23 protein-coding genes are annotated in these 21,579 nt (G+C 39.1%); 11 read left to right on the forward strand and 12 right to left on the reverse strand.

The features are described from left to right. Window positions 1-23: 23 nt before the first annotated feature. From rlmN to PHY14_04030, 3 genes are read left to right on the forward strand one after another with little or no spacing between them, the layout of a single operon-like run. Window positions 24-1,103, forward strand: coding sequence for a 23S rRNA (adenine(2503)-C(2))-methyltransferase RlmN (gene rlmN / locus PHY14_04020; protein ID MDD2694073.1), 1,080 nt, complete (start codon window positions 24-26; stop codon window positions 1,101-1,103). A 45-nt stretch (window positions 1,104-1,148) separates the two neighbouring features. Further along, on the forward strand, window positions 1,149-1,694 hold the full coding sequence (locus PHY14_04025; protein MDD2694074.1) for a tetratricopeptide repeat protein: 546 nt from the start codon (window positions 1,149-1,151) through the stop codon (window positions 1,692-1,694). 8 nt (window positions 1,695-1,702) lie between these two features. Then, window positions 1,703-2,071 carry a hypothetical protein gene (locus tag PHY14_04030; GenBank protein ID MDD2694075.1) on the forward strand — a complete coding sequence of 123 codons (369 nt, stop codon included), beginning with the start codon at window positions 1,703-1,705 and terminating at the stop codon, window positions 2,069-2,071. A gap of 33 nt (window positions 2,072-2,104) precedes the next feature. Here PHY14_04030 and PHY14_04035 read toward each other — a convergent pair whose 3' ends face one another. Continuing rightward, window positions 2,105-3,040 carry a peptidoglycan bridge formation glycyltransferase FemA/FemB family protein gene (locus PHY14_04035; GenBank protein ID MDD2694076.1) on the reverse strand — a complete coding sequence of 312 codons (936 nt, stop codon included), beginning with the start codon at window positions 3,038-3,040 and terminating at the stop codon, window positions 2,105-2,107. A gap of 149 nt (window positions 3,041-3,189) precedes the next feature. Here PHY14_04035 and PHY14_04040 point away from each other — a divergent pair, with 149 nt between their 5' ends. Then, window positions 3,190-3,546, forward strand: coding sequence for an STAS domain-containing protein (locus PHY14_04040; GenBank protein MDD2694077.1), 357 nt, complete (start codon window positions 3,190-3,192; stop codon window positions 3,544-3,546). A 50-nt stretch (window positions 3,547-3,596) separates the two neighbouring features. Then, window positions 3,597-5,195, forward strand: a complete 1,599-nt coding sequence (locus tag PHY14_04045; protein ID MDD2694078.1) for a phage tail tip lysozyme — start codon at window positions 3,597-3,599, stop codon at window positions 5,193-5,195. Here the strand turns inward: PHY14_04045 and PHY14_04050 are convergent. The 8 genes from PHY14_04050 to PHY14_04085 all read right to left on the reverse strand — a co-directional run bounded on the left by PHY14_04050 (window position 5,192) and on the right by PHY14_04085 (window position 11,731). Next, window positions 5,192-6,361, reverse strand: a complete 1,170-nt coding sequence (locus PHY14_04050) for a 5'-3' exonuclease H3TH domain-containing protein (GenBank protein ID MDD2694079.1) — start codon at window positions 6,359-6,361, stop codon at window positions 5,192-5,194. The genes PHY14_04045 and PHY14_04050 overlap by 4 nt on opposite strands. Before the next feature lie 5 nt (window positions 6,362-6,366). Then, window positions 6,367-6,939, reverse strand: a complete 573-nt coding sequence (locus tag PHY14_04055) for an NUDIX hydrolase (protein ID MDD2694080.1) — start codon at window positions 6,937-6,939, stop codon at window positions 6,367-6,369. A 25-nt stretch (window positions 6,940-6,964) separates the two neighbouring features. Next, the gene (gene tmk, locus PHY14_04060) at window positions 6,965-7,588 is read right to left on the reverse strand and encodes a dTMP kinase (GenBank protein ID MDD2694081.1); all 624 of its coding nucleotides are present in this window, start codon (window positions 7,586-7,588) and stop codon (window positions 6,965-6,967) included. Beyond that, window positions 7,589-8,062: a dihydrofolate reductase gene (locus tag PHY14_04065; GenBank protein ID MDD2694082.1), complete on the reverse strand. Its 474-nt coding sequence runs from the start codon at window positions 8,060-8,062 to the stop codon at window positions 7,589-7,591. Between the two features lie 61 nt (window positions 8,063-8,123). After that, window positions 8,124-8,993 carry a DMT family transporter gene (locus PHY14_04070; protein MDD2694083.1) on the reverse strand — a complete coding sequence of 290 codons (870 nt, stop codon included), beginning with the start codon at window positions 8,991-8,993 and terminating at the stop codon, window positions 8,124-8,126. Window positions 8,994-9,296: 303 nt separating this feature from the next. Then, window positions 9,297-10,262, reverse strand: a complete 966-nt coding sequence (gene thyA / locus PHY14_04075) for a thymidylate synthase (protein MDD2694084.1) — start codon at window positions 10,260-10,262, stop codon at window positions 9,297-9,299. Between the two features lie 19 nt (window positions 10,263-10,281). Then, window positions 10,282-11,049: a sulfite exporter TauE/SafE family protein gene (locus PHY14_04080; protein ID MDD2694085.1), complete on the reverse strand. Its 768-nt coding sequence runs from the start codon at window positions 11,047-11,049 to the stop codon at window positions 10,282-10,284. A gap of 1 nt (window position 11,050) precedes the next feature. Beyond that, entirely contained in the window at window positions 11,051-11,731 is a 681-nt protein-coding gene (locus PHY14_04085) for a CYTH domain-containing protein (GenBank protein MDD2694086.1), read from the reverse strand. A gap of 110 nt (window positions 11,732-11,841) precedes the next feature. Between PHY14_04085 and PHY14_04090 the strand changes: the two genes are divergently transcribed. Beyond that, window positions 11,842-12,108: a hypothetical protein gene (locus tag PHY14_04090; protein MDD2694087.1), complete on the forward strand. Its 267-nt coding sequence runs from the start codon at window positions 11,842-11,844 to the stop codon at window positions 12,106-12,108. Window positions 12,109-12,114: 6 nt separating this feature from the next. Here PHY14_04090 and dcd read toward each other — a convergent pair whose 3' ends face one another. Further along, complete coding sequence (gene dcd / locus PHY14_04095) at window positions 12,115-12,660, reverse strand: dCTP deaminase (protein ID MDD2694088.1); 546 nt, start codon at window positions 12,658-12,660, stop codon at window positions 12,115-12,117. Between the two features lie 42 nt (window positions 12,661-12,702). Then, window positions 12,703-14,931: an N-acetylmuramoyl-L-alanine amidase gene (locus PHY14_04100; GenBank protein MDD2694089.1), complete on the reverse strand. Its 2,229-nt coding sequence runs from the start codon at window positions 14,929-14,931 to the stop codon at window positions 12,703-12,705. A gap of 58 nt (window positions 14,932-14,989) precedes the next feature. On the opposite strand from PHY14_04100, the gene PHY14_04105 reads away from it, so the two are divergent. Then, on the forward strand, window positions 14,990-15,832 hold the full coding sequence (locus PHY14_04105; GenBank protein MDD2694090.1) for a hypothetical protein: 843 nt from the start codon (window positions 14,990-14,992) through the stop codon (window positions 15,830-15,832). Between the two features lie 39 nt (window positions 15,833-15,871). Next, window positions 15,872-18,202, forward strand: coding sequence for a hypothetical protein (locus PHY14_04110; GenBank protein ID MDD2694091.1), 2,331 nt, complete (start codon window positions 15,872-15,874; stop codon window positions 18,200-18,202). 38 nt (window positions 18,203-18,240) lie between these two features. Here PHY14_04110 and PHY14_04115 read toward each other — a convergent pair whose 3' ends face one another. Beyond that, on the reverse strand, window positions 18,241-18,843 hold the full coding sequence (locus PHY14_04115) for a serine protease (protein ID MDD2694092.1): 603 nt from the start codon (window positions 18,841-18,843) through the stop codon (window positions 18,241-18,243). A 100-nt stretch (window positions 18,844-18,943) separates the two neighbouring features. Here PHY14_04115 and mscL point away from each other — a divergent pair, with 100 nt between their 5' ends. The 3 genes from mscL to PHY14_04130 all read left to right on the forward strand — a co-directional run bounded on the left by mscL (window position 18,944) and on the right by PHY14_04130 (window position 21,500). Beyond that, window positions 18,944-19,345 (forward strand): large-conductance mechanosensitive channel protein MscL, encoded by a 402-nt coding sequence (gene mscL / locus PHY14_04120; protein ID MDD2694093.1) that lies wholly within the window; start codon window positions 18,944-18,946, stop codon window positions 19,343-19,345. 99 nt (window positions 19,346-19,444) lie between these two features. Then, window positions 19,445-20,464 carry a hypothetical protein gene (locus PHY14_04125; protein ID MDD2694094.1) on the forward strand — a complete coding sequence of 340 codons (1,020 nt, stop codon included), beginning with the start codon at window positions 19,445-19,447 and terminating at the stop codon, window positions 20,462-20,464. A 43-nt stretch (window positions 20,465-20,507) separates the two neighbouring features. Continuing rightward, entirely contained in the window at window positions 20,508-21,500 is a 993-nt protein-coding gene (locus tag PHY14_04130) for an FKBP-type peptidyl-prolyl cis-trans isomerase (GenBank protein MDD2694095.1), read from the forward strand. Window positions 21,501-21,579: the final 79 nt, after the last annotated feature.

Genomic DNA, 21,579 nt, shown 5'->3' on the forward strand with positions numbered 1-21,579 from the left:
TTATTATTTCTAAAAGCTATTCTATGTTCTCCATCCACGACGAAAAACAAATTATCAATCTTCTCGAATCCAATGGGCACAAGAAATTCCGTTATGCTCAGATCGAGAATGCAATATATAAGAATCTCATCACAGACTTCGATGCTATAGAAACACTTCCGAAGGAGATTCGCGAACTCCTCAAGGAAAATTGTTTCCATAATTCTCTCATGATTCACTCAGAAATCACGAGTGACAACGGACAGACGACAAAGTTTCTCCTCAAAACGCAAGATGGGAAAATGATCGAAGCGGTGATTATGCGCCACCTCTCAGGACGCAATACTCTCTGTGTCAGTTGTCAGGCTGGTTGTCCTATGGCCTGTAGCTTTTGTGCGACTGGAAAGCTCGGACTCCTGCGCAATCTTGAATTCTATGAGATTATCGATCAGATCATGATAGCGAATATCACCCTCGCGAAAGAAGATAAAAAAATCCGAAATATCGTCTATATGGGAATGGGCGAACCGCTTCTGAATTATGCGAATGTTGCAGAATCTATCCGAATCGCGAGTCATCAGAAGAAACTCGATCTCTCGAATCGCCGTATCACTATTTCGAGTTGTGGTATTGTTCCAGGAATTGAGAAACTCGGGAATGATTTTCCTCAAGTGTCGCTCGCTATTTCTCTTCATGCACCGAATGATGAAGCACGGAAACGTATCATGCCCGTCGAAAATACATACCCGATTGACCAACTCATGGCAGCACTCGATCAATACGTCGAGAAGACGAATAAGCGCATTTTCTATGAATATATCATGATCGCTGGAGTGACAGACCGTCCAGAATACGCTCATGAACTTGCGAATCTCCTCCGTGGGAAGCTCGCACATGTGAACTTCATCCCCTACAATCCCGGAGAATGAACTTCGAGTGATGGATTCCAGCCAACTTCCAAAATCATGATACAGAAATTCCAAGACACGCTCGAGAAAGCAGGAATCCCATCAACCGTCCGTCATACTATGGGTGATGATATCGATGCTGCTTGTGGTCAACTCGCGCTCAAGGAAGAAGGAAAATCCCTCGCGACAGAAAAAGGAAAGAGCATCACACAATAGGTGATTTATATTGATTTCCCGAGAGAAATTCTTATACTCCGAATCATGAAACTTCATATCGAATCCATCATCGACACTATAGAATCTCTCAAACAAGAGAGTAACTATCATCAGGCACGTGAGACAGCACTAGATGCACTCAAGAAACATACAGATGATTATCGTCTCTACGAAGAACTTGCCGATATTTATCTCTTCGAGAACAATCTCGAAAAAGCAGATGAAGTTCTCCAGATTGCTCGTACACTTCACCCAGAATCAGGAACAGGCATGTATCTCGATGGTTATATTGCTACTGCGAAATGAGAATTCGATCGTGCTATCGAAGCCCTAGAAACAGCAAATAAGAATCTTCCAAATAATGCAGAAATCCTGAGAAATCTCGGATGGGCATATGTGATGAAAGCAAATATTCCAAAATGAATTATCCTTCTTCGTCGTGCTCATTCACTGGCACCAGACGAACCCATGATAATCAATGATCTTGCAGTAGCCCTTATGGCAACTGGCGCCGAGATGGAAGCACGAAATCTTCTCCAGAAAATCGGACAAGAAGCACTCCTGGATTCGATGAAAAATGCTATCAACTAAATATTTTTATGTTTTCTATTCCTGTTTGAGATTTATTGGCGAGTTATTCATGAGATTCGAAATCTTTCTCATTCTCATGAGAAGTGTACGATGGATATTATGACGATATTTCATTTTTGGCACCTCTGAATTTCCAGATTCGTATCGTTGCTGTCGATAGTGGAGTGGAAGTGATTTTTGATAACCTCACAACAGAAGTCATCTATGAGAATCGAAAACATATTATTCAGATTTCTGGATTCGAAAGAACATTCAAGACTCGCATTGATCCACTCGAAGATGCAGATGATGTACGTCAGATAGAAAATGGTGGACAAACGATAGATCTTGGACCTATTATTCGGGAGGAGATAATTATGGCTTGTCACTCATTCTAATTTTTCATACTTTTCATACCAACAAAATAGAAGCTATAAACTTCTATTTTTTATTTTTCGAGCCAGAATAAAAAAATGATATTTTAGAGAAAGTGGGATCAGAAATTTTGGACCCAATTCTTTGATTTCTCCTCAGAATTTTTCCTTGAAAGAAGTCACTCAAGCCAGATGACCATCTATCTCTCCAGGTTTTGCAATTCCGAGAAAATCATATTGTATACATCAATGTTTTTTTCATTCCAAAATAGCAAACCATTGAAGCAAATATGGAGCCATATGTTTTCGAACCTCCTTGTCAGAACTGGATGCTCCGTAGTAATAGATAGCGTCAGTTCAATGATAGACAAAAATCCCTGCGGCAATGACTTTTTCTTCATAAAAAGCAAAAGCAAGTCGAGCTTCGGGACAAGCCAAGAATGATTCATAATATTTCTGACTATTATGAGCAAATCCATCACGAGAAGTTGTATCAGCGAGAAGACTCATCCAGATAGCAATATTCTCAGAATGAGATTCTACCCATTGCACCTTCACTCACCGTTTCTCAGCAAGACGGATATTATACCTTCCCTTCTCATGCATCTGGGAAAGAATCATATTTTCATCTTGTGTAAGATCAAGTACTCGTGTATATGGCTCAAGAAAATACTTATACGGAGTGCTCGATTTCCCTGGAATATTTCTCACCATTTCTGCATCGCAATACTCAATTTGCCAAAATATTGCCTTATATTTCTTCGCCAGAGTACATCAATCATGATAAAATCACTCATCCGCAAGTGAAGAATGAACACCAAGAGAAAAAGCCCCAACCTGTCCAAGTCCAATAGAACGAAATTCTATATATATCACTTGATCTTTATGAGAAAATTGCTCTACACGAAGTGCTTGTCCGGACGTAGTGAGAATATTCTTCCATCATTCTGATTGCCAAAAACTTCATGAAATATGATTTTTCGTATGATTCATGAAAAAAGTCTATAGAAAATCAGGGAAAAGCAAAGGAAAATTTGCATGAAAGAGAAAATCCTGCTATACTCATTCAGTAAAAGTTATGATTCCAGGCAAAGAATATACTCCTTGAGATTCATAATTTCGATTTATAACTTTATTGAACTATGCTTACGCAGCTCGAAGTAAAGAAATCCAGTACCAACACTGGTGTTCGTGTTTTCTCATTTCATGGTGAACTCGACGAAACAAATGTTGATACGACTTTTCCTGGCATTATTGGAGAAATCGGAGACTTCAATAAAACACGTATTCTTTTCAATCTCGCAGAACTCTCTTATCTCAATAGTAAATCTATCGGATATATTGCCGATATTGCACAGCGCAGTGAAGATGGTGATGGAAAGTTTGCTCTCTGTTGTCTCACGGATGAAGTCCGTGACACACTCGATCTCGTCGGAATCACGAATATTATTCCCGTATATGAGACGGAAGATACTGCCCTTATCGAACTTTCGAAATAGAGTTGATTATTCTCAGAAATTATCTAATATACAAATATAAATTTTACAGTATGGCAATATTTTATCGACAAGACATAGAAAAACCTGCACCAGCAGAAAAGCCTGATACACTCAAGGAAACAACTCAAGCACGACTTGATGCTCTGCAGAAAGAACTCGAATGAGAAAAAGATATTGAAAGAAAACGTCGCATCCGTGAGGAAATCCTCTCTATAAAGAGAGAATTTAATCGTACAAAACGATACACTGATATAATGAACATGAAGCCTGCTGAAGGAAAAAATAGTCTTGATACTATATCTGCAGCCAATCTCATGCGTATTGATAAAGAATCCAAGCTTCGTCGCGGAGAATTCCTCTCGAAGTCATTTCTCTACAAACGAACGATAGATAAAGAAGGAAATATTTTTGAGGAACCCAGTGATGGAAAAAATCTCAAAGAATGAGATATTCTTTTTGTGGATTTCGGAAAGAATAAGAGTGCCAATAATCGTATTGGACTCTGAAATATGCTCTCTGCTGATATTGGATATGTAAAAGTCGGTGAGAGAATCGGAGTGCGCGCTATCATAAACTGACGGGTTGGGTACTATACAAAACCATCACCAGATGGTTATATTCCTGTATTTACCAGTGACACTGTCATTTTCCCAACAGCAAGTGATATCTCAGTATTTGAGAAACAAAAAGACGCTAATCTCCAAAGAAACTCAAGCCAAGAAGAGAGTGATAAGGCAAATGACTTATATATAGAGCAACTCTCAAGAATACCAGATCATAGATGAATTGAATTAAATATAATTACGAAAGAATCATACGATTTCTGGAAATCTAAATGATTCAGTCACGAACAAGCATGTGGAATAGTTGCAAATGAATATAGAGAAAGTTCTGCGAATCCAAAAGCAACAAATGGAATTGCTGTAGGTATCTTTCAGTGGGAATGACCAAGAAAAGATTCTATAGAAAAGAAATATTGAAGGAATATTGTAGATATGTCGCATCTGGAACAACTTGAAATTGCATGGTGGGAAATGAACAATACAGAATCAAGAGTTCTTGAACCACTAAGGAATACAACAACCGCACAAGAAGCTGGAGCAATATTTTCACGAGTTTTTGAAAGACCAAGAGATGAGCAGTGAGAAATGAATGTACGATGAGAACTCGCAGAGTTGTTTGCAAGCCAAATAGAATGAAAGTGAGTTTCACCTATCGCAATACTATGATCCAATAAGGAAACAATAGAACACTCTCTCGTAAATACTTCATTCTTCTGAAATACTGTCAAGTTACACAAAGCTATAATCTGAGCATTACAAAACGCTGAAAGTGAGATAAAGAATGAATCATCATTAAAAGACTATAAAATATATAGAGTAGATGGTTACAATTGGAGAAATATGCGAGGGAAATGAATACTAAGTAATCATGCTCTTTGAATAGCCCTTGATATCAACCCTGAAGAGAATATGTGAGATTTTTGAAATGGAAACACAGATATTCCTCAAAAATTTGTCGATATTATGAAGAAAAATGGTTTTGTATGGTGAGGTGACTGGAAAAATCCATATGATCCTATGCATTTTGAATATTCCAAACCCGGACTTCTTACACAAGCTCTAAATAATAGCGATAATATTGCTTAAAACAACTTCCTTTGCCCCTCCGAAACCCTTTGGAGGGGTTTTTGTATGGAAAGGAGTTTCTTGTATTCTTCCTTGAGATTGTATCCGCGAATTTCCACTTCACTCCCGAGAAGCCAGGTGATGAAATCAACAATATCCACAACATGTGAATCAATCGTATATATTTCCCCATCGAGAGAAATCCCGAGAATATCGCCATCGATTGCAAGTGTACACACCTCTTTTTGCCCTAGAAGATTTTGTAATTTCTCAATGTCAGCAAGATTCTTAATAACATTAGCTTCTTTCTTCGTGAGAACTTTTTGGACTATTTCTTGTCCACGAGGCAGAAGTGAACGGAATTGGTATTCCTGAAGAAGCTCTATATATGAACTACGAGAAACATGCGAAACAAGAGTATCGGCCTCTGTAAGCTTGAGTGTAATCTTGATATCTCGAATAATAGTCGCGAGCTTTTGTGAGAGAAACGCATTTTCCTTCTGATCACGAAGAATCTCCTGCATTTTCGGAGTGAGATCTCCCATATTCTCGTATATTCATTCAAGCGTTCCATATTTCTGGAGAAGATCAGTCGCCTTTTTCGGACCGAATCCAGCAATTCCAGGAATATTATCTGAACTATCCCCTACAATCGCAAGATAATCACGAACCTGAGAAGTTGGAACTCCGAATTTCTCGGTCACATCCTTCTCCTTCATGAATTTCTGTTTCATCGCATCATAGATATGTACATGACCATCCTGTACAAACTGGCAGAGATCCTTATCGGAAGAAATAATCACGAACTGGTAATCTGTCCATCCATTTGATCGTTCCGTCACAATAGAACCAATGAGATCATCCGCTTCATATCCCTCCTGGGAAAGAATCTGGATTCCAGCAGCTTGAAAGAGTGCAAAAACCCCATCAATCTGGGAACGGAGATTATCCGGCATACGATCACGCTGAGCCTTGTATTCACTATATTCCGTCGCACGGAAACTCTGTCCCACATCAGTCGCAACGACGATAGAATCATGCGGATGCTCATCTGAGAGAGACTTCAGGAATTTTGCCACTCAGAAAATCGCATTCACCACTCTTCCATCGCGCGTATGCATTTCTGGAATCGCATAGAACATCCGATAGATGAGATTGTAGGCATCGATAATGAAGAGAGTTTTCATAAGCTTTATTCTTGGAGTTTCCGAACCTTTGCAATCATACGAATAGTTCCTTCTTCTTCAAGATATTCTTCTATTCCATCGATATCGAACCACCGCATATCATCAGTCTCATCTTCCTGACGATGCATAACAACCGAATCAGAAATAATCCCAAGAAAACGAATATCGTAGTGTTTATGATCAGGTCGTCACTTGGCATCAGCTGGAATATTATGAATATCTATATCGAATATTGGGAAAGATTGCGACTCAGAATACTGGAAAATATCAGGTTCTTCTGTGATTCCCGATTCTTCATGGAACTCACGAATAGCAGTTCCGAGAACATCCGAAGAATCATCACTATGCCCACCGAATTGGAGCCATTTCTGAAGTTTCTTATGAAAAATCAGAAGCACTTTCGTGAATTCCCTATTCACAATGAACATAGATGCAGTAATATGACCATCATCCCAATGCTGATTATGGAAAGACTTTTCTTGGTTTTTCTGGAGAAATTGGATTATTCTATTTGCAGAATCCTGCTCCTCTGGAAATCGAGAAGCATGTTCGCGAAGTGACTGTATTAACTTTTCCATATTGTTCATTGTTAATTGTTCATTGTTAATTGTTCATTGTTAATTTCTCTAGTATTCTTCAGAAAACTTCTTCCTCATCTCCACTTGCATTGATACGAATGAATCGATTTTTCATTATTTCCAACTTTTCACACTGTTCATACCCGAGAATAATGGACTCAAAGAACTCCTTTCCCATCCGCTCCCATTTGTCACCATGCTCATCGAATATCCGAGAAAGTGCCGTCTCAGAACTAATATCCAGATAGAAAACGATATCAGGAAGTACTCAATCTATTGCCTCTCTATTGATATCAAAAACTTTTTCGATTCCGAGTCACTGAGTGTATCATTGTTGTGCGAGTGAAGAGAGAAATGATCTGTCAGAGATGACAATATCTCATTTTTCCAGTGCTGGTTTCACAACCGTCTGAAGTGTCTGTGCACGCGCAGCTGCATAGAGATAAGCATTCGTGAGAGGATGCATCTGTTCACTTTTCCATTCTTTTTTCTGAGCGAGGTGACGAATATCCTCAGCAATAGGAGTTGATCCGGGTTCTCGAACTTGAATTACATTTTTATCAGGATATTTTGAACGAAAAAATTCCACGAGTTTCTTTACTTGAGTGGATTTACCAGAACCAACAATGCCTTCAAGTACGATATACATCTACTTTTTCTCATAAGTAATAAACTTCCCTTGCTCGAAATTCTCGCTCTTCACTTCAGAAAAATTCTGTCTCCATTCTTTCACAAAAATATCTCCTTCATGTACACCATCAATAAGAGTAAGCTCCACCGTATTAGCCAGTCACTTTTCGAAAAATTGATTATACAATGATGCTCAACCGATGAGGTATACTTTTCATACTTTTTCCTTTTTCAGAATTTCAATACATTCTTCAATGCCCGAATAACACTCCACCCCATCAATTAATTCGCGAGTAATAACGATATTTCGACGATTCGGAAGTGGACGCACTTTTTCTGGAAGAGAAAAATAGGTATTCTTTCCCATCATAACAATCTCCCCAGTGGTGAACTCTCGGAAGCGCTTGAGATCCTCGGGAATGTGCCATGGAAGTCCATTACTCTTCCCGATAAGAAGAGATTCATCCATAGCCAGAATAGCGATTATTTTCATATAATTGAAGTATATGGATAGCCTTTATGGAATCAATGGGATTTTTCAAAAAACCCTTCTATTATCCGAAGAATCCCATAAACAGAACTCCCGAGAGAATAATCAGAGCAGCGATAAATCGTTTCAGAAGATCTTTCTCCTGGAAAAACCATCCACCAAACATGACAGCAAAAAGTGAAGAAGCAGCCTTGAATCCGCTCGTATATGGTGCTATCACCTGCGAGACGATCCACATCTGAGAAACATAGATGAATGCATGGAGAAAAAGAATCATAGAAAGAACTTTCCAGAACTTCCCTATATGTCAGAGAAGAGTTTTCCTTTCGCGATATATATCTGGAATACTCATGACGAACATGATACTATTCATCGCGAGAGTCCAGAGCCAGATATTGCTTCCCTGTACTCACATACGATCGAACGTGACAGTGAAACCATAGAAGAACACGGCAATCAGATAAATTTTTGATCCTGGATTTTTCCAGAGCGCTTGAATCGGAGCAAATATATGTGTATGTGTCTTCTCTATAGCGAGAAAATAGGTACCGAAGAAAATGAGGAAAATCCCCATTCCACCAGCCCAAGTAACACTTTCTCCGAGAAGAAGAAAACTCGAAAGTATGACAGAAATCGTCACAAGTCACTTCATCGGAGCAATGAGGGAAATATCTCCGAGAGAAAGTGCTGTGAAGTTGAAAAACTTCCCGAAATAATAGAAAATCCCACCTCATGCCACAACCCAGAGAAAAGAAAGCTCCATGTGTTCAGGAATTCCTGTATAAAGAAGTGCTGGCAGACTAATGAGTATCATCACAAAAGCTGTCAAACCCGTCATCGCCCCAGCACTGACATCTTTGAGTCATTTCTTTATGGCAATATCCTTGAAAGCATTCAGAAATGTGAGAACGAAAAAGGCGTAGAGGAGGATCATTGTAATTTACATAAATAACGTCTTGTCTCAGAAAAGAAATATACAGAGTGCAACAAAACAAGATATGGCACTTATTATCATTGCCCACATAGCAACTTTTAAACTCTTTTCCTGTATTTTAAGTGATTTTTCCAGCGCCCCTGTTTGTTCAAGCGAGCATTTTTCTTGCAAAGTTATAATTTGTTGACATTCTTTACATCTAAAAAAAGAAACTCCTTTTGCAAAAGTATTCTCAGCATTTGCTTGAAAAACACATTGATGTTTACAGGTATCAAATAATTCCTTCATTTTAGATTTTAACTCTTAATTCTCTTCATCCCTCCCTACCATTCCTCCAACCACTGCCATCGCAGCCTTAATCGGTGGATGCGGATCATAGTTTTCGAGGATTATCATATCATGAGTGATATAATCAACATCCACAAGCGAATCACTGATAGTGAGCATTGGAAAATCCTTTGGTTCACGAGCAAGTTGCTCTCGTGTCTGTTCCACATGTGTCTCATAGATATGTACATCACCAAATGTATGAACAAAATCCCCTACTCCAACTCCGAGAAGTTTGGCGAGAATATGAGTAAGAAGTGCATATGAGGCTATATTAAAAGGAACTCCCAGAAAGAGATCAGCTGAACGCTGGTAAAGCTGACATGAGAGCTTCCCATCCTTGATAGAAAACTGGAACATCGCATGACAGATAGGAAACTTATTTGCTTCCTCAGGTTTTGCCATAGTGTACATGAATTCTGGATTCCACGCCGTGACAATAGCATTGCGCGCATCTGGATCTTCTGTGAGCTCACGAAGGACGAACTTAATCTGATCAATCGTTCGCTCTGGATCCTTCGTCGGCCAACGTCTCCAAGCCTCTCCATAGATATTCTTGAGATTCCCATGAGTCTCTGCGAAATCTGCATCTTCTAGGATTTTCTGGATGAACTCTTCTTTGGTCATTGCTGGAAGTTCTCCTTTTTTCGCTTTTCCATTGTAGATATAGAATGGATAATCATCCCAGATATGGACATTATTCTCGACCAAGAAACGAATATTGGATTGCCCTGTGAGGAACCAGATAAGTTCAGTGACAACTCACTTCCAGTAGACTTTCTTCGTTGTGAGAAGTGGAAATCCCTTTGAGAGATCATATCGACACTGTGCACCGAAAAGACTGTATGACACGTCACCATTGGCACGGTCAACATTTCTGATTCCTTCGTCGAGGATGCGACGAGCAAGATCGAGATACTGTTTTTCTGGATGATTAGACATAATAATAAAAATAATAAAATTATTGGTACGAATTATATGCAAGGTAGAGGAAATAGAAAGCAAAAATTATAATCGAAAATAAGAGAAGATTTCGGAGAGTATGGTTCCCAATTTTCACAATATGTTTCGCTCAGAAATACCCTCCGATAAACATCCCAAGACCGAATGAAACTGCAACAGGAATATCATATTGTCCTCGAACGAGAATAGCTATGAAACTCCCAATAAACCAAAAAACACTCATAGCGGTTGCGAGTCATTTGGCCATCAGTGCAGGAAGTTTGATGACAAAAGTATTATTGAAATAATACCACACTCCTGATCCTGCTATGAAACAATTTCCGAAAATATTCAGACAGAAAAGTCCACAATAATAGAGATATTCACGCCTTTTGGAAACATGAGGATTAGCATGAAATCAGACCTTCTTGATAAGAGAAGCAATAGTAAGAATTATCATGCTTGTTCCAGAAACCGCATAAATAATCCAGTTTGGGATTGCGAAAATCAGATAGGTTCCAAGAAAACTTCCAACTATCGAAACCATTCATCCAATCCAAAGAAATCGTGTTGGGATATTGCCACTCTTATGAAAAATGTATATTCAACCAAGTACATCACCGATTTTTCCAAGCTTATAAGTGATACTTGCCATCTGTGGAGTGATACCCATAGTTGTCAGGAGTCCTACTCCAAGAACTGAGACTCATCCAGAAGAAAAACTCCCGAAATAGGCAGAAAAGAGTCAGATGAGGAAAATGATGAAAATCTTGAGTTCTTCGGACATTTTATTCTACTGTAAATACTTTCTCTGTTCCATAATACTCTCTCCAATTCTGATTATAAAAATCGAACATGCGAGCAAGTCGATCCTGAGCAAGCTCTTCGAATCCAAGAGACTCGATCATCCCAAGAAGTTCTGCACGAGTCGACTCAATCTGAGATTCATCGTTGATAACGCGCTCAAATTCTGCCACGTATCCGTATCCAGCATTGCGATCGATACAAAGCGCCGTATCATGATTGAGTTGGTATTCGTCACGTTCTCGTGACCACTTCGCCTGGTATTGGAAACCTGCCTTCAAAACGAGTTCATCCATTTTCTCGATAGTCATCGGTGCAAGATCTACTTCCCACTCGATACGAGCCGTGCCATTGGAACTTGTTTCTGCATTCATCGTTGCCTTCACGACAAGAATCGTCTCATCGACAGTCCCACGAGTTCGCACAGAGAAGCTTTTTGCATTTTTCTCGATATCCTTTAGTCGAACTGTCTCTTCAGGAGAAATATATTCCGCAAACACTTCACCAAGTGTCTTCAGATTTCCACCTTCAAAATAATGATTCTTCTGGCTCTCGGAATATGAATGCTTCATGGCAGGAAAGTTGATATTCACGGCGTTCATGAAGTTATCACGAGAAGGCTTATCTCAGAGGAGAACTTTGATTTCGATTTCGTATGAATGCATAAGAAAATTAGGAAGAGGATAGTGCTGGGATTATATGAAAAAGTTTGACTTATGGAAGGAAGAAAATACAATGAATTTGACTTATAAAAATTTTGTTATATAGAAATATTATGTGTAATTCTTTTCCAGCATTTCATACTGAATGATCGTGAAGCTGTAATACAGACAACATTATCTATGGTCTTTATGAAAAAGTGGAACGACTAATACAAGATGGACTCATAAACTGAGAAATACAAATCTCATGGAGAAATGGTGAAGGTATTCATGCGGAAGTAGCAACTATAACAATAAAAGACTGAAAAATCCAACAAGAACTTCTTCGCAAAGATATAAGAGCTGTAATAGAAAAAAAAGTGATGATTAAAAAAGACTAGCAATTGCTAGTCTTTTTTAATATATCCGACCATATTATCTTCACCTTCACCATATCGACCCACTTTTCGATAGTCTTGATCCGGAGGACTTGTCATCTCAGCGAAGAGAAGTTGCGCAATATCCATACCAGGACGAAGGATGATGGGTACAGAGTTCATATTCGCAAGCTCAAAAGTAATATTCAGATAATGTCCCGGATTGATGAGTCCAGCAGTATTATGAACAATGAGTCAGATACGAGCCAGTGATGACTTCCCAGAAAGCTGGATGAGATATTTCTCAGAACCAAATTTTTCTACACTTGTACCAAGAACTGTGACTCCAGGACGAAGAATAAGTCATTGCTCAGGAGTGACGATAAGCTCCTCATATTCAGGAAGGATATGATTCACAGGATCAATATTTGTGACAGAATAATCCTTCACGACAAGAAACTTATCACCCAAGCGAATATCATAACTCGCAGGCTGAAGACGTGCTTCATCAAAATCAGAAATAGAAATATTTCCATCCTGAAGTGCCTGGCGGATGTCTCTATCGGAGAGATACATATCAATTTACAATTAATAATTAACAATTTTCAATTATTGTATCTATTTCTTCAATATTTCAACTCAATTGAGATAATATTGGATAATTTGTTGATAATCCCAACCCTGTCCGGAAAAATAAGTGGCTCAGACTCATGATATGCCGACTCCATGTCATTGTAAGACTTTTCATACTCAACCAGGATCAGACACTGATTGGAGATACGGAATATTCATACAATTCTTACTTCAGTTCGATTCACAATATTCTTGATATGATTTTGTTCTTCCATTCGATGAAGAGAAATACCACGGTTTAATCAGTACTCATTTGTATTTTATAACACGTCCGCGCGTCTCATCGACCAATTTCGCAACATTCGGAGAACGCATCTCATAGCCATATCCGAGGTATTTCTGGAATGAATCCGGGTCATCAGAACCATCATAGATCTGTGTATTGTATTTTCGATTCTTTTTATCCATATAATAATACGCATAGCTTCGAGCCGAGACAACAATCGTCTTTATTTTTTCTGGAAGATCCGTGTTCGACACTTCACCCATACCCTTGAGATAACTTTCTATCGGAAGTTCATTCACGATATAGAGTTTTCCATTCTCATTTCGCACTATGAGTTTTCCTCGAAACAGATTATCATTGTATTTTCCTGTCGTGTCCCATGCTGGAACACGCGACCAAGAAGCAATACGAACTACTTCTCATTCGAGAGAAAAACTCGATCCCGTATACGTACGATTCTTTATCTGAATCACTACTTGATTTTGCTTATATGGAACAACGCTTGCCTGGAATCATTGATTGAACGGAACCTTTCTGAATCAGATTCGTGCCACTGCTGGAGTGACGGTCGCTCATTCGAGAAGTACTGTTGTTCCAGAATAGGAAAGTCGAATTCGTATCTTCTGAGACGTATCAGTAGTTATATGGTTCAATGATGGAGAAATAGTTTGTACTGATGGTACAGAAAGCATCATATTCATCACTTCATCCGCAGGAATTGGATCAATCCTCGAAGTTTCAGTATTGTAGATTGGAGTACGAAACTGATTTCATCTCGCAATAAAGCCTGATATCTCACTATAAATATTTTTACCAGGACAAGCAGTTGTATCAAGATCACGATGTCCAACCAATGAACGTGTCGTGTGAGTTTTCACTTCTTTGCATCAGTCACCACTACACTGAGAAATAGCTACTGCATCAGCAGAAAGTGTGATTCCATATTTTTCTGCTACATAAGAAATAGCAGACTCTAGTCCAGCACGCTGATCTCGATTCAAGTGGATATTCTCAAAGTTTCCAATTACCGAAATTCCGACACTTCATTCGTTATTTCCAAGAACATGAGCACCAACGACATAATCCCCACCGGCACGACCCTCGTAGATAATCCCCCGTTGTCCAATAATATAATTGTATCCGATATCTCACCAACCGCGCGTAATAGCATGATACTTATATATGTCACGAAGATACACTTCATCACTTGCCTGTTTGTCGAGTGACTCTGCTGTATGATGGATGACAATTCGATTCACTTGGCGAGTTTTCTGAATTGGCCAGACCAATCGATGTCCATTCTCATATCGCAGAACACTGACAAACTTTTCTGTATTTGGAAAAAGTCTTTCGAGTTCTTGGCGACGATTGAGTCCAATATTGATAGCATCAAGCTGAGATTGAGTTTTTGGAGCCTGTCGATATTTCAGATATTCTTGATACACCTGTTTCTGTGTGGAACTATCTGCATAACGATAACTCTCATCCGCTCACCATTCTGCACGACTCACGATACGCGTTGCAGCAGAAGCATTTTCTATTCCCATGGAATCATTCTTTCTCTCGCTATAAGACGTCATGAGAGCGAGTTTCTCTGGATCAATCAGAGTATGAGAAATAATACTAAAAGTCACATCAGAGCGTCCAGTAGTAATCCACGGAGATGAGAAAACTCTCGCATCATAATGAAGTATATCGAGATCTTCGATATCCAATTGTCTCTCGATATCACCAGAATCAGTATGCCAGACGATAGTTACTCCAGAATTGTCCAGAATCTCACGAGGAAATGAGAAATAAAATGCGGTTCGTGGAGAATCGAATGAAACCGAAGCATCAATACGATATGTACCACTGTTATCTCTGCTGGAATGAACTCCGGCGAGTGTCGATGAAAAAACGGAATTACCCTCTTCTGCACGCGAAGAAAAATCAAGAAAAGCAATTCCAAAAAAAGAAAGAAGAAGAAAAGAAAAAAAGTAACGCATTTATTTGCCAAAATAAAAGAAAATGTGTAAAATCAACTCATGTAACTCAAAATACTTTATGTTTTTCCGACCTGAAATCAAGGAATTCACCAAAAACACACTTATCCTGACGCTTTTCCTCACACTCGTTCTCAATCTTTCTTGGGGGTATCTCGCACCGTATCTCGGAATCAAAGCCAGTGCAAGCAATGATACGAATTTTTCTCAACTCAATACAACGTATCTCGGAAATATCGCCACCGCTGTTTCTCTGAATGTCGGGCTCAAGGAACAAGAAACTGCAAAAAGCGGAATCAATCTTTCGAATGATATCATCTCTATAGCAGAAGTGCTCGCAAGTCCCAAGGAATGAGAAAAGCGTCTGATCGGGAATAACATGATCGCTATACAATCATATGTCAATGTCCTGAAGACTGACATCGTGGCACTTCTCGACCAGGCAACTGATAGAACAGTCACGCTCGATGAACATATCGAGATTTTGAAGTCATATTATACGAAAACAGCCGATAGACTCCTCATCATCAACGACCAAATCACAGAACTCAATAATCTCCTCAAATCGACTGCAGAGACTACAACTGCTGCCAAAACAACCATGGAGGAGAAATACAAGGCATTCGACTATTCTGGAGTGGATACGGTTATCAATGATTATGTGATAGCAAAAAATAGTGAGAACCGCGCAAAGGTCTATCTCGTCTATCTCCAGAGATTTGAACGTGCATATGGCATTCTCCAATCACAGAATAAAATTCTTCTCGACACACTCATCAACAATCGTGAAGCTCTCATCAAACGCTCAACAGTTGTGATTCCTGATTCTGGTTCTGACCTCCTGAAAAAAATGGGACTCATCCAAACCGAAGAAGAATCAAAATCTACACAAACTCTTGAATAGAAATTTGCAAAAAAATAACAATTGTGGTCTAATCTCTCTATGTTCAAGAAAATCCTTACATCCAGTTTGCTTGCTTTGATATCTATTGGTGGGATTCTTATTCAATCCACTACTTGAGTATATGCTATTTCTGAAGCTGAATTTAACGCTGCAGATGCAGCACAATTAAAACAACAGTGAATATCCGATGCTCAGATTTCTCAAATACAATCACAGGAAAAATCCACTTGAAATTCACAAGATGCAAAAATGAAGGAAATGTTGAATAACCTTGTTGCATGAATCAATATTATCCTCAATATCCTCACTATCATTGTCACTCCGGCAATTATGCTCGCGAGTTGGCTCATGTCACCTGATTGGACTGCAGGAGATATATTCGGTATTCGTCCTATACTCCATGATCTTTGGATTACAGTCTCGAATATTACCTATCTCGTCTATGCGGTACTTCTCATATTCATTGCTGTCGCAACTATATTCAATTCCGAACACTATGGATACAAGTCCATGCTTCCGAAACTCGCTCTCGGAATTATCCTTGTCCCGCTCACATGGTGGGGAGTCCAATTCACTATATCCGTCGCAACATATGCCACTGCAGCCGCAGTGTCAGTACCAGCAGAAAGTCTAAAAAAATATACTGATAGTAGCGCTTGGTGGAAGACGCCCATTATTCCAATAAATATGGAATACAAAAATGGGAAATTCTATTCTGGAGAAAATGACCTCTCAAAAGACTGATCTGTTACTGAATTATGTAAAACGGCTGGAAAGTGTGCCACTCCTGAAAAGGTAACAACAGATGCTGGATGACTTTTTAGTCCTTTGCTCATCTATAGTTTCGGGGTATTCAAGATTCAGAATGTCCAAAAAATCGATACAAAGATGGATGTAGTCACATCAATTATGCATATTATTCATCAATGAATTATTGGTGCATTGATGTTCATCATATACGGACTTCTCGTAATGGCTCTCATCTTCATGCTCATTATGCGTGCTATGAAGCTTTGGTTCTATGCTATATTTTCACCACTTTTCACCATCAAATATATGCTTGGGGATAAGTGATTCGGTGAGGCAGACAAGGATGGGAGTTTCAAAATCACGGAATTCATCGGCCTTGCCTTCGTACCTGCCGTTGTATCTCTTGCACTTTCTTTTGGACTCATTATTATCTCTGCTCTTTATACACCTCTGGGGAATAAGTGAGTAGAAAATCCGAATAACAAATGTGAATCGAGTGGTGAATGTACGATCATCATTGCGAATAATCCAAAAAATACTATCGTCAGCAAAACAATCGAAACAAAACAATGAAATAAATCCTCAACTACTGTCACCATAGGAGGAATCGGTTATACATTCGAGTGAGCTGTGGAATGATGAGAAAAAGTTGTACCTGGAGTCAAATCTGCACTTTCAGCAACAGGAAATCTCTTCGGAACAATTATTATCGATATTATTGCCCTCGTATTTATCTGGCTGGCATTCATGGCAGGAAAGTGAGTGAGCAAAGCAGCTGGGAAAGCTATCGAACCATTCGAACAAATGGGAAAGAAAATCTGAGATCTCGGAATGTCACTTCCGAAATATACTCCACTTCCAGTTCCGGGTGGCCTTAGTATGGCAGGAATGCAAAAAGTTGCTGGCATGCCAGAACAATTTCTAAGCCAAAGAGCTATCAATGAGACAAAATGAATCGAGGATCGAATGGGAAAAATGTTTGGTGTGAATTTACCATATTGAAGCGGAGAACAACATAAGGTTCATGAAATTCTAGCAAGAGATAAATTAACTCGAGAAGATTTTAATATTGCACAACAAACAATACAATCAGCGAGAAATAAAGGATGAATAGATCCGAATGGCACGAATGGACAAATGGCTATCGAGGATGCAACTAAAGTATTACAAAAAGCGGTGAAGGATTGAGTTACTCTCAATATTCCTTGACTTACTGATGCTGAAATTACAGCTGCCACAACTCCTGAACAAAAGAATGCAATTGTTGCATCATGGTTAGCATGAAAGCGATTACATGGAACCGAGGCAACAAACTTCTTGAAACAAAAAGGTGAGACACCTGACTCAGGACCATGAAATCAAGTACCAAACAATCCAACTACGAATAATACATTCAATATTACCACTGGTTGAGATGGAAAATACAGCTTAAAATCTGGACAATTGGATACAGAGAAGATATCGAAGGATGAACTTCTCAAGAGAATAGAGAATAATATTCATCTATTGAAGGATGTAAGTGAAGAAACGATGCGTTCTCAACTTACAAACATTGGAACAACAGATACGCAGATTCAGGGCATTCTGAAGAAACTAGAGGAAGCTAAGAAATCAAAATAAGGCTTCATCGAAATAAAACCCAAGAATTTTCTTGGGTTTTATTGTACGATATAACTCCTCTTCCCTGCATTATCGACAGCACTCATAACTCCGATGAGCTCTCCTGATGCTGTCCAGATGGGTGTTCCACTCTCCCCTGGTGAGAGAATCATATCGGTCATGATTCCTCCTGAGAGAAGTGTTCCTGAGAGAGAACCATCATAGGCAATATAGGATATATCTATGCCAAGCATTTTTCCATCTATTTTTTGCCATGAACCTGATAGAGAAACATAGGAAACAATAGATTGTCATGTAGAGAATTTTTCTCGATTCAAGAAATCAACTCTCGAAAAATCAGAAGATCCAGAAAAATAGGCATAGGCAATATCCTTTGTGGTATCTGGAAATTCTATGGATTCGATTGGATATTTCTGATTCTGTGATTCGATAAAACAGTGAGAACTACAATCCTTCACCACATGACGACTCGTGAGGATTTTCCCATTTTCGAGGATGACTCATTTTCCATGCACACTTGCAATCTGAGATGAAGATATATCCACAATACGGTTGATTATTTCTCTCTCACTGAGAAAATCTCCTGAATTACATCAGGAAAGAATACATACAAGAAAGATGGAGAAAAATACATTTTTCATAATAATTCTCACTATAGAGAAAATACGAATATATGAAAGTGGAAAAATGGAAAAATCCCATATAATCAGATTGTTTTCATTTATATTATAATTTTTTCGTATGTCTGTTCTCAAGGAATTCCGCGACTTCGCGATGAAGGGAAACGTTGTCGACCTCGCTGTCTGAGTGATTATCGGTGCTGCGTTCGGGAAAATCGTTACTTCCCTCGTCGAAGATATCATCATGCCTCCGATAGGTTGGATTATCGGAAATGTGGATTTCGCAGACCTGAAGCTCGCACTTCCTGCCGTGATCGAAGGACAAAAATCGGTTACTATCAACTATGGAAATTTTCTCCAGATTCTCATCAATTTCATCATCATTGCCTTCTGTATCTTCATGATGGTGAAAGTCATGAACAAGGCTGTGAAGAAAAAACCAGCGCCAGAACCAACTCCAGCAGGACCAACAGATATAGAACTTCTCACAGAGATTCGCGATCTTCTTAAGAAAAAAGCATAATACATATTCCGATTCCATCCGAGAAATTCCATCTCGAATTTTTTTGAGTATTTTTCCCATCATCTTGCCAAGCAATCATTTCTCACTATACTTCGACGCATGGAAAAAAAGAAAAATATCATCTTCATCACAGGAATCGATACGTATGGCGTGAGAAAAGAAAAAGAACGATGGAAATACGCATTCCGCGAGCGTCAGTGAGGAGAAAATATCGAGGAAGTGCGCATCGAAGAAGTGAAAGATTGGTCTCGGATTGAGCAAGATATGCAGAGTATGGGACTGTTTGCGACGAAGCGACTCTGGTGTTTCTCAGGATGATTCGAGAAAAAGAAAAAAGAAGAATGAGAAACAACCAAGAAGAAAAAATGAGAAGGTATAGAAGAACAGATCATAGCTCTCTGTGAACTTGCCGGAGAAGATCACTTCATGATTTTCTCCAATCTCCTATTCGATGAGAAAAAATGAGCACTCATCACGTGGCTCCGCGAGAATGCTGATGTACGAACATTCGATAAGATATGGACGCTTGAAACATGGGAAAAACGATTCAGTGAACTCGATACAAAGATCATCAAAAAAGTTCTCGATGCCTACCGAGAAGCGGAAAATGGAAAAGAAGAAACCAGTTCCAGTATTTCTGATGCCATCGGAGGAACACTCGAGAAGCTCTCACTCCTTCAGGAAACACAGAAAATCACAGAAAAAGATATCGATGAATCGCTCGATCGAGCTTTCTCCTGAAAAATGTTCGACCTCTCTGATGCAATCCTCGCGAAAAATGTCGAAAAATCACGAATCCTTCTCGCACGAATTCTTGAGAATATGACTCCTTATGAACTCCTTCCGACACTCATCGGACTTCTGAGAAATGCACTCTACGTGAAATACCTCGCGCATCTCGGAAAAAAAGAACGAGAAATCTGAAGTATTATCCAGATTCATCCATACGTGCTCCAGAAAACTCTGTCTGCAAAAATTTCTTATGAAGAAATCGGAAAACTCTACGGAAATCTCGTAAATGCGAACATAGCATACAAAAGCGGAAGATGAATGAAAGATGGTGAATTATGACGCATTTTTGCGATTGAGCGAGCCATTATGGGATTGAAAAAAATATAATTTCTATACAATAACAACGTTTATTTTCTATACTTTTAGGTCTATGCGAATTCTTTCGACTCTCGTGATTCTCTCACTCACACTTGGACTTTCATCTTGTTTTCAGGAAGAGAAAAATGAAGCTCCAACCGCTTCTGGAACCGTCCAGACAGGAAGCTCAGAATCTGGTACTGTAGCACTCAGAAACTGTACTCAACTCACTCCCATGGATGAGAATGCACTCAATATCTGGAAAAATGGCGTTAACCCCGCTGCTGGTACTGATGCGGTTAGTTCAGGAAAAATTGTTTCTGTGAACTACACTCTCCGAACTTGTACAGCTGATGGAACAATTCTCGATACTTCTCGTGAAGCAGATGCAAAACTCGGAGGAATCTACTCAAGTGGTCGAACATACGAGCCATTCCAGACGATCATCGGATCCCACCAGACTGTTCGTGGATTCGAATATGGACTCATCGGTATGAAAAAAGGTGAACGAAAGACTATTGCTGTAGCTGCATCTGATGGATATGCCGAAGAAAAAATTCCAAAGTATTACATTGCTCCGAACTACACAATGACTCTTGATAAGTCACTCTTCGCCGATAAGGTCACTCAAGTAGTTAACAGGGGGAATCTTGGAGAAATGTCTGTAACTGTGAAAGTTGGAGATACTCTCACTGGTGGAACAAATGGAGAGATTACAGCAAAAGTAATAAACGTAACTGATACTGAGGTAACTCTCGATATTGATAACAGCACAGGGAATCCATTTCATGGACAAGAACTCAAGGCTGGGGCTACAGCAGAAGTACAAAGCGGTGTAACATTCACTGTCAAGGCTATCAAAGGAAATGATATTACTTTTGACGTAGTAAATGAACAAAGTCCTTTCATTGATAATTTTATGGTAGGAGCTACTGCTGAGGTAGCTGGAACAAAAATGCTCATCAAAGCAATTGAAGAAGATAATGTAATTATCGAAGATATTTCTGGAACTGATCCAAAAAAAACAAGCCTCTTCTTCGATGTAGAAATTGTTGATATCAAATAATATGATTGCCCTCCATATTCTCTCACTTTTCCCAGAGAGTATAAAACCATATCTCAACGCGAGCATAATGAAACGAGCC

The organism is Candidatus Gracilibacteria bacterium (genome assembly GCA_028687475.1).
Classification (GTDB): Bacteria; Patescibacteriota; Gracilibacteria; order BD1-5; family UBA2023; genus STC-74.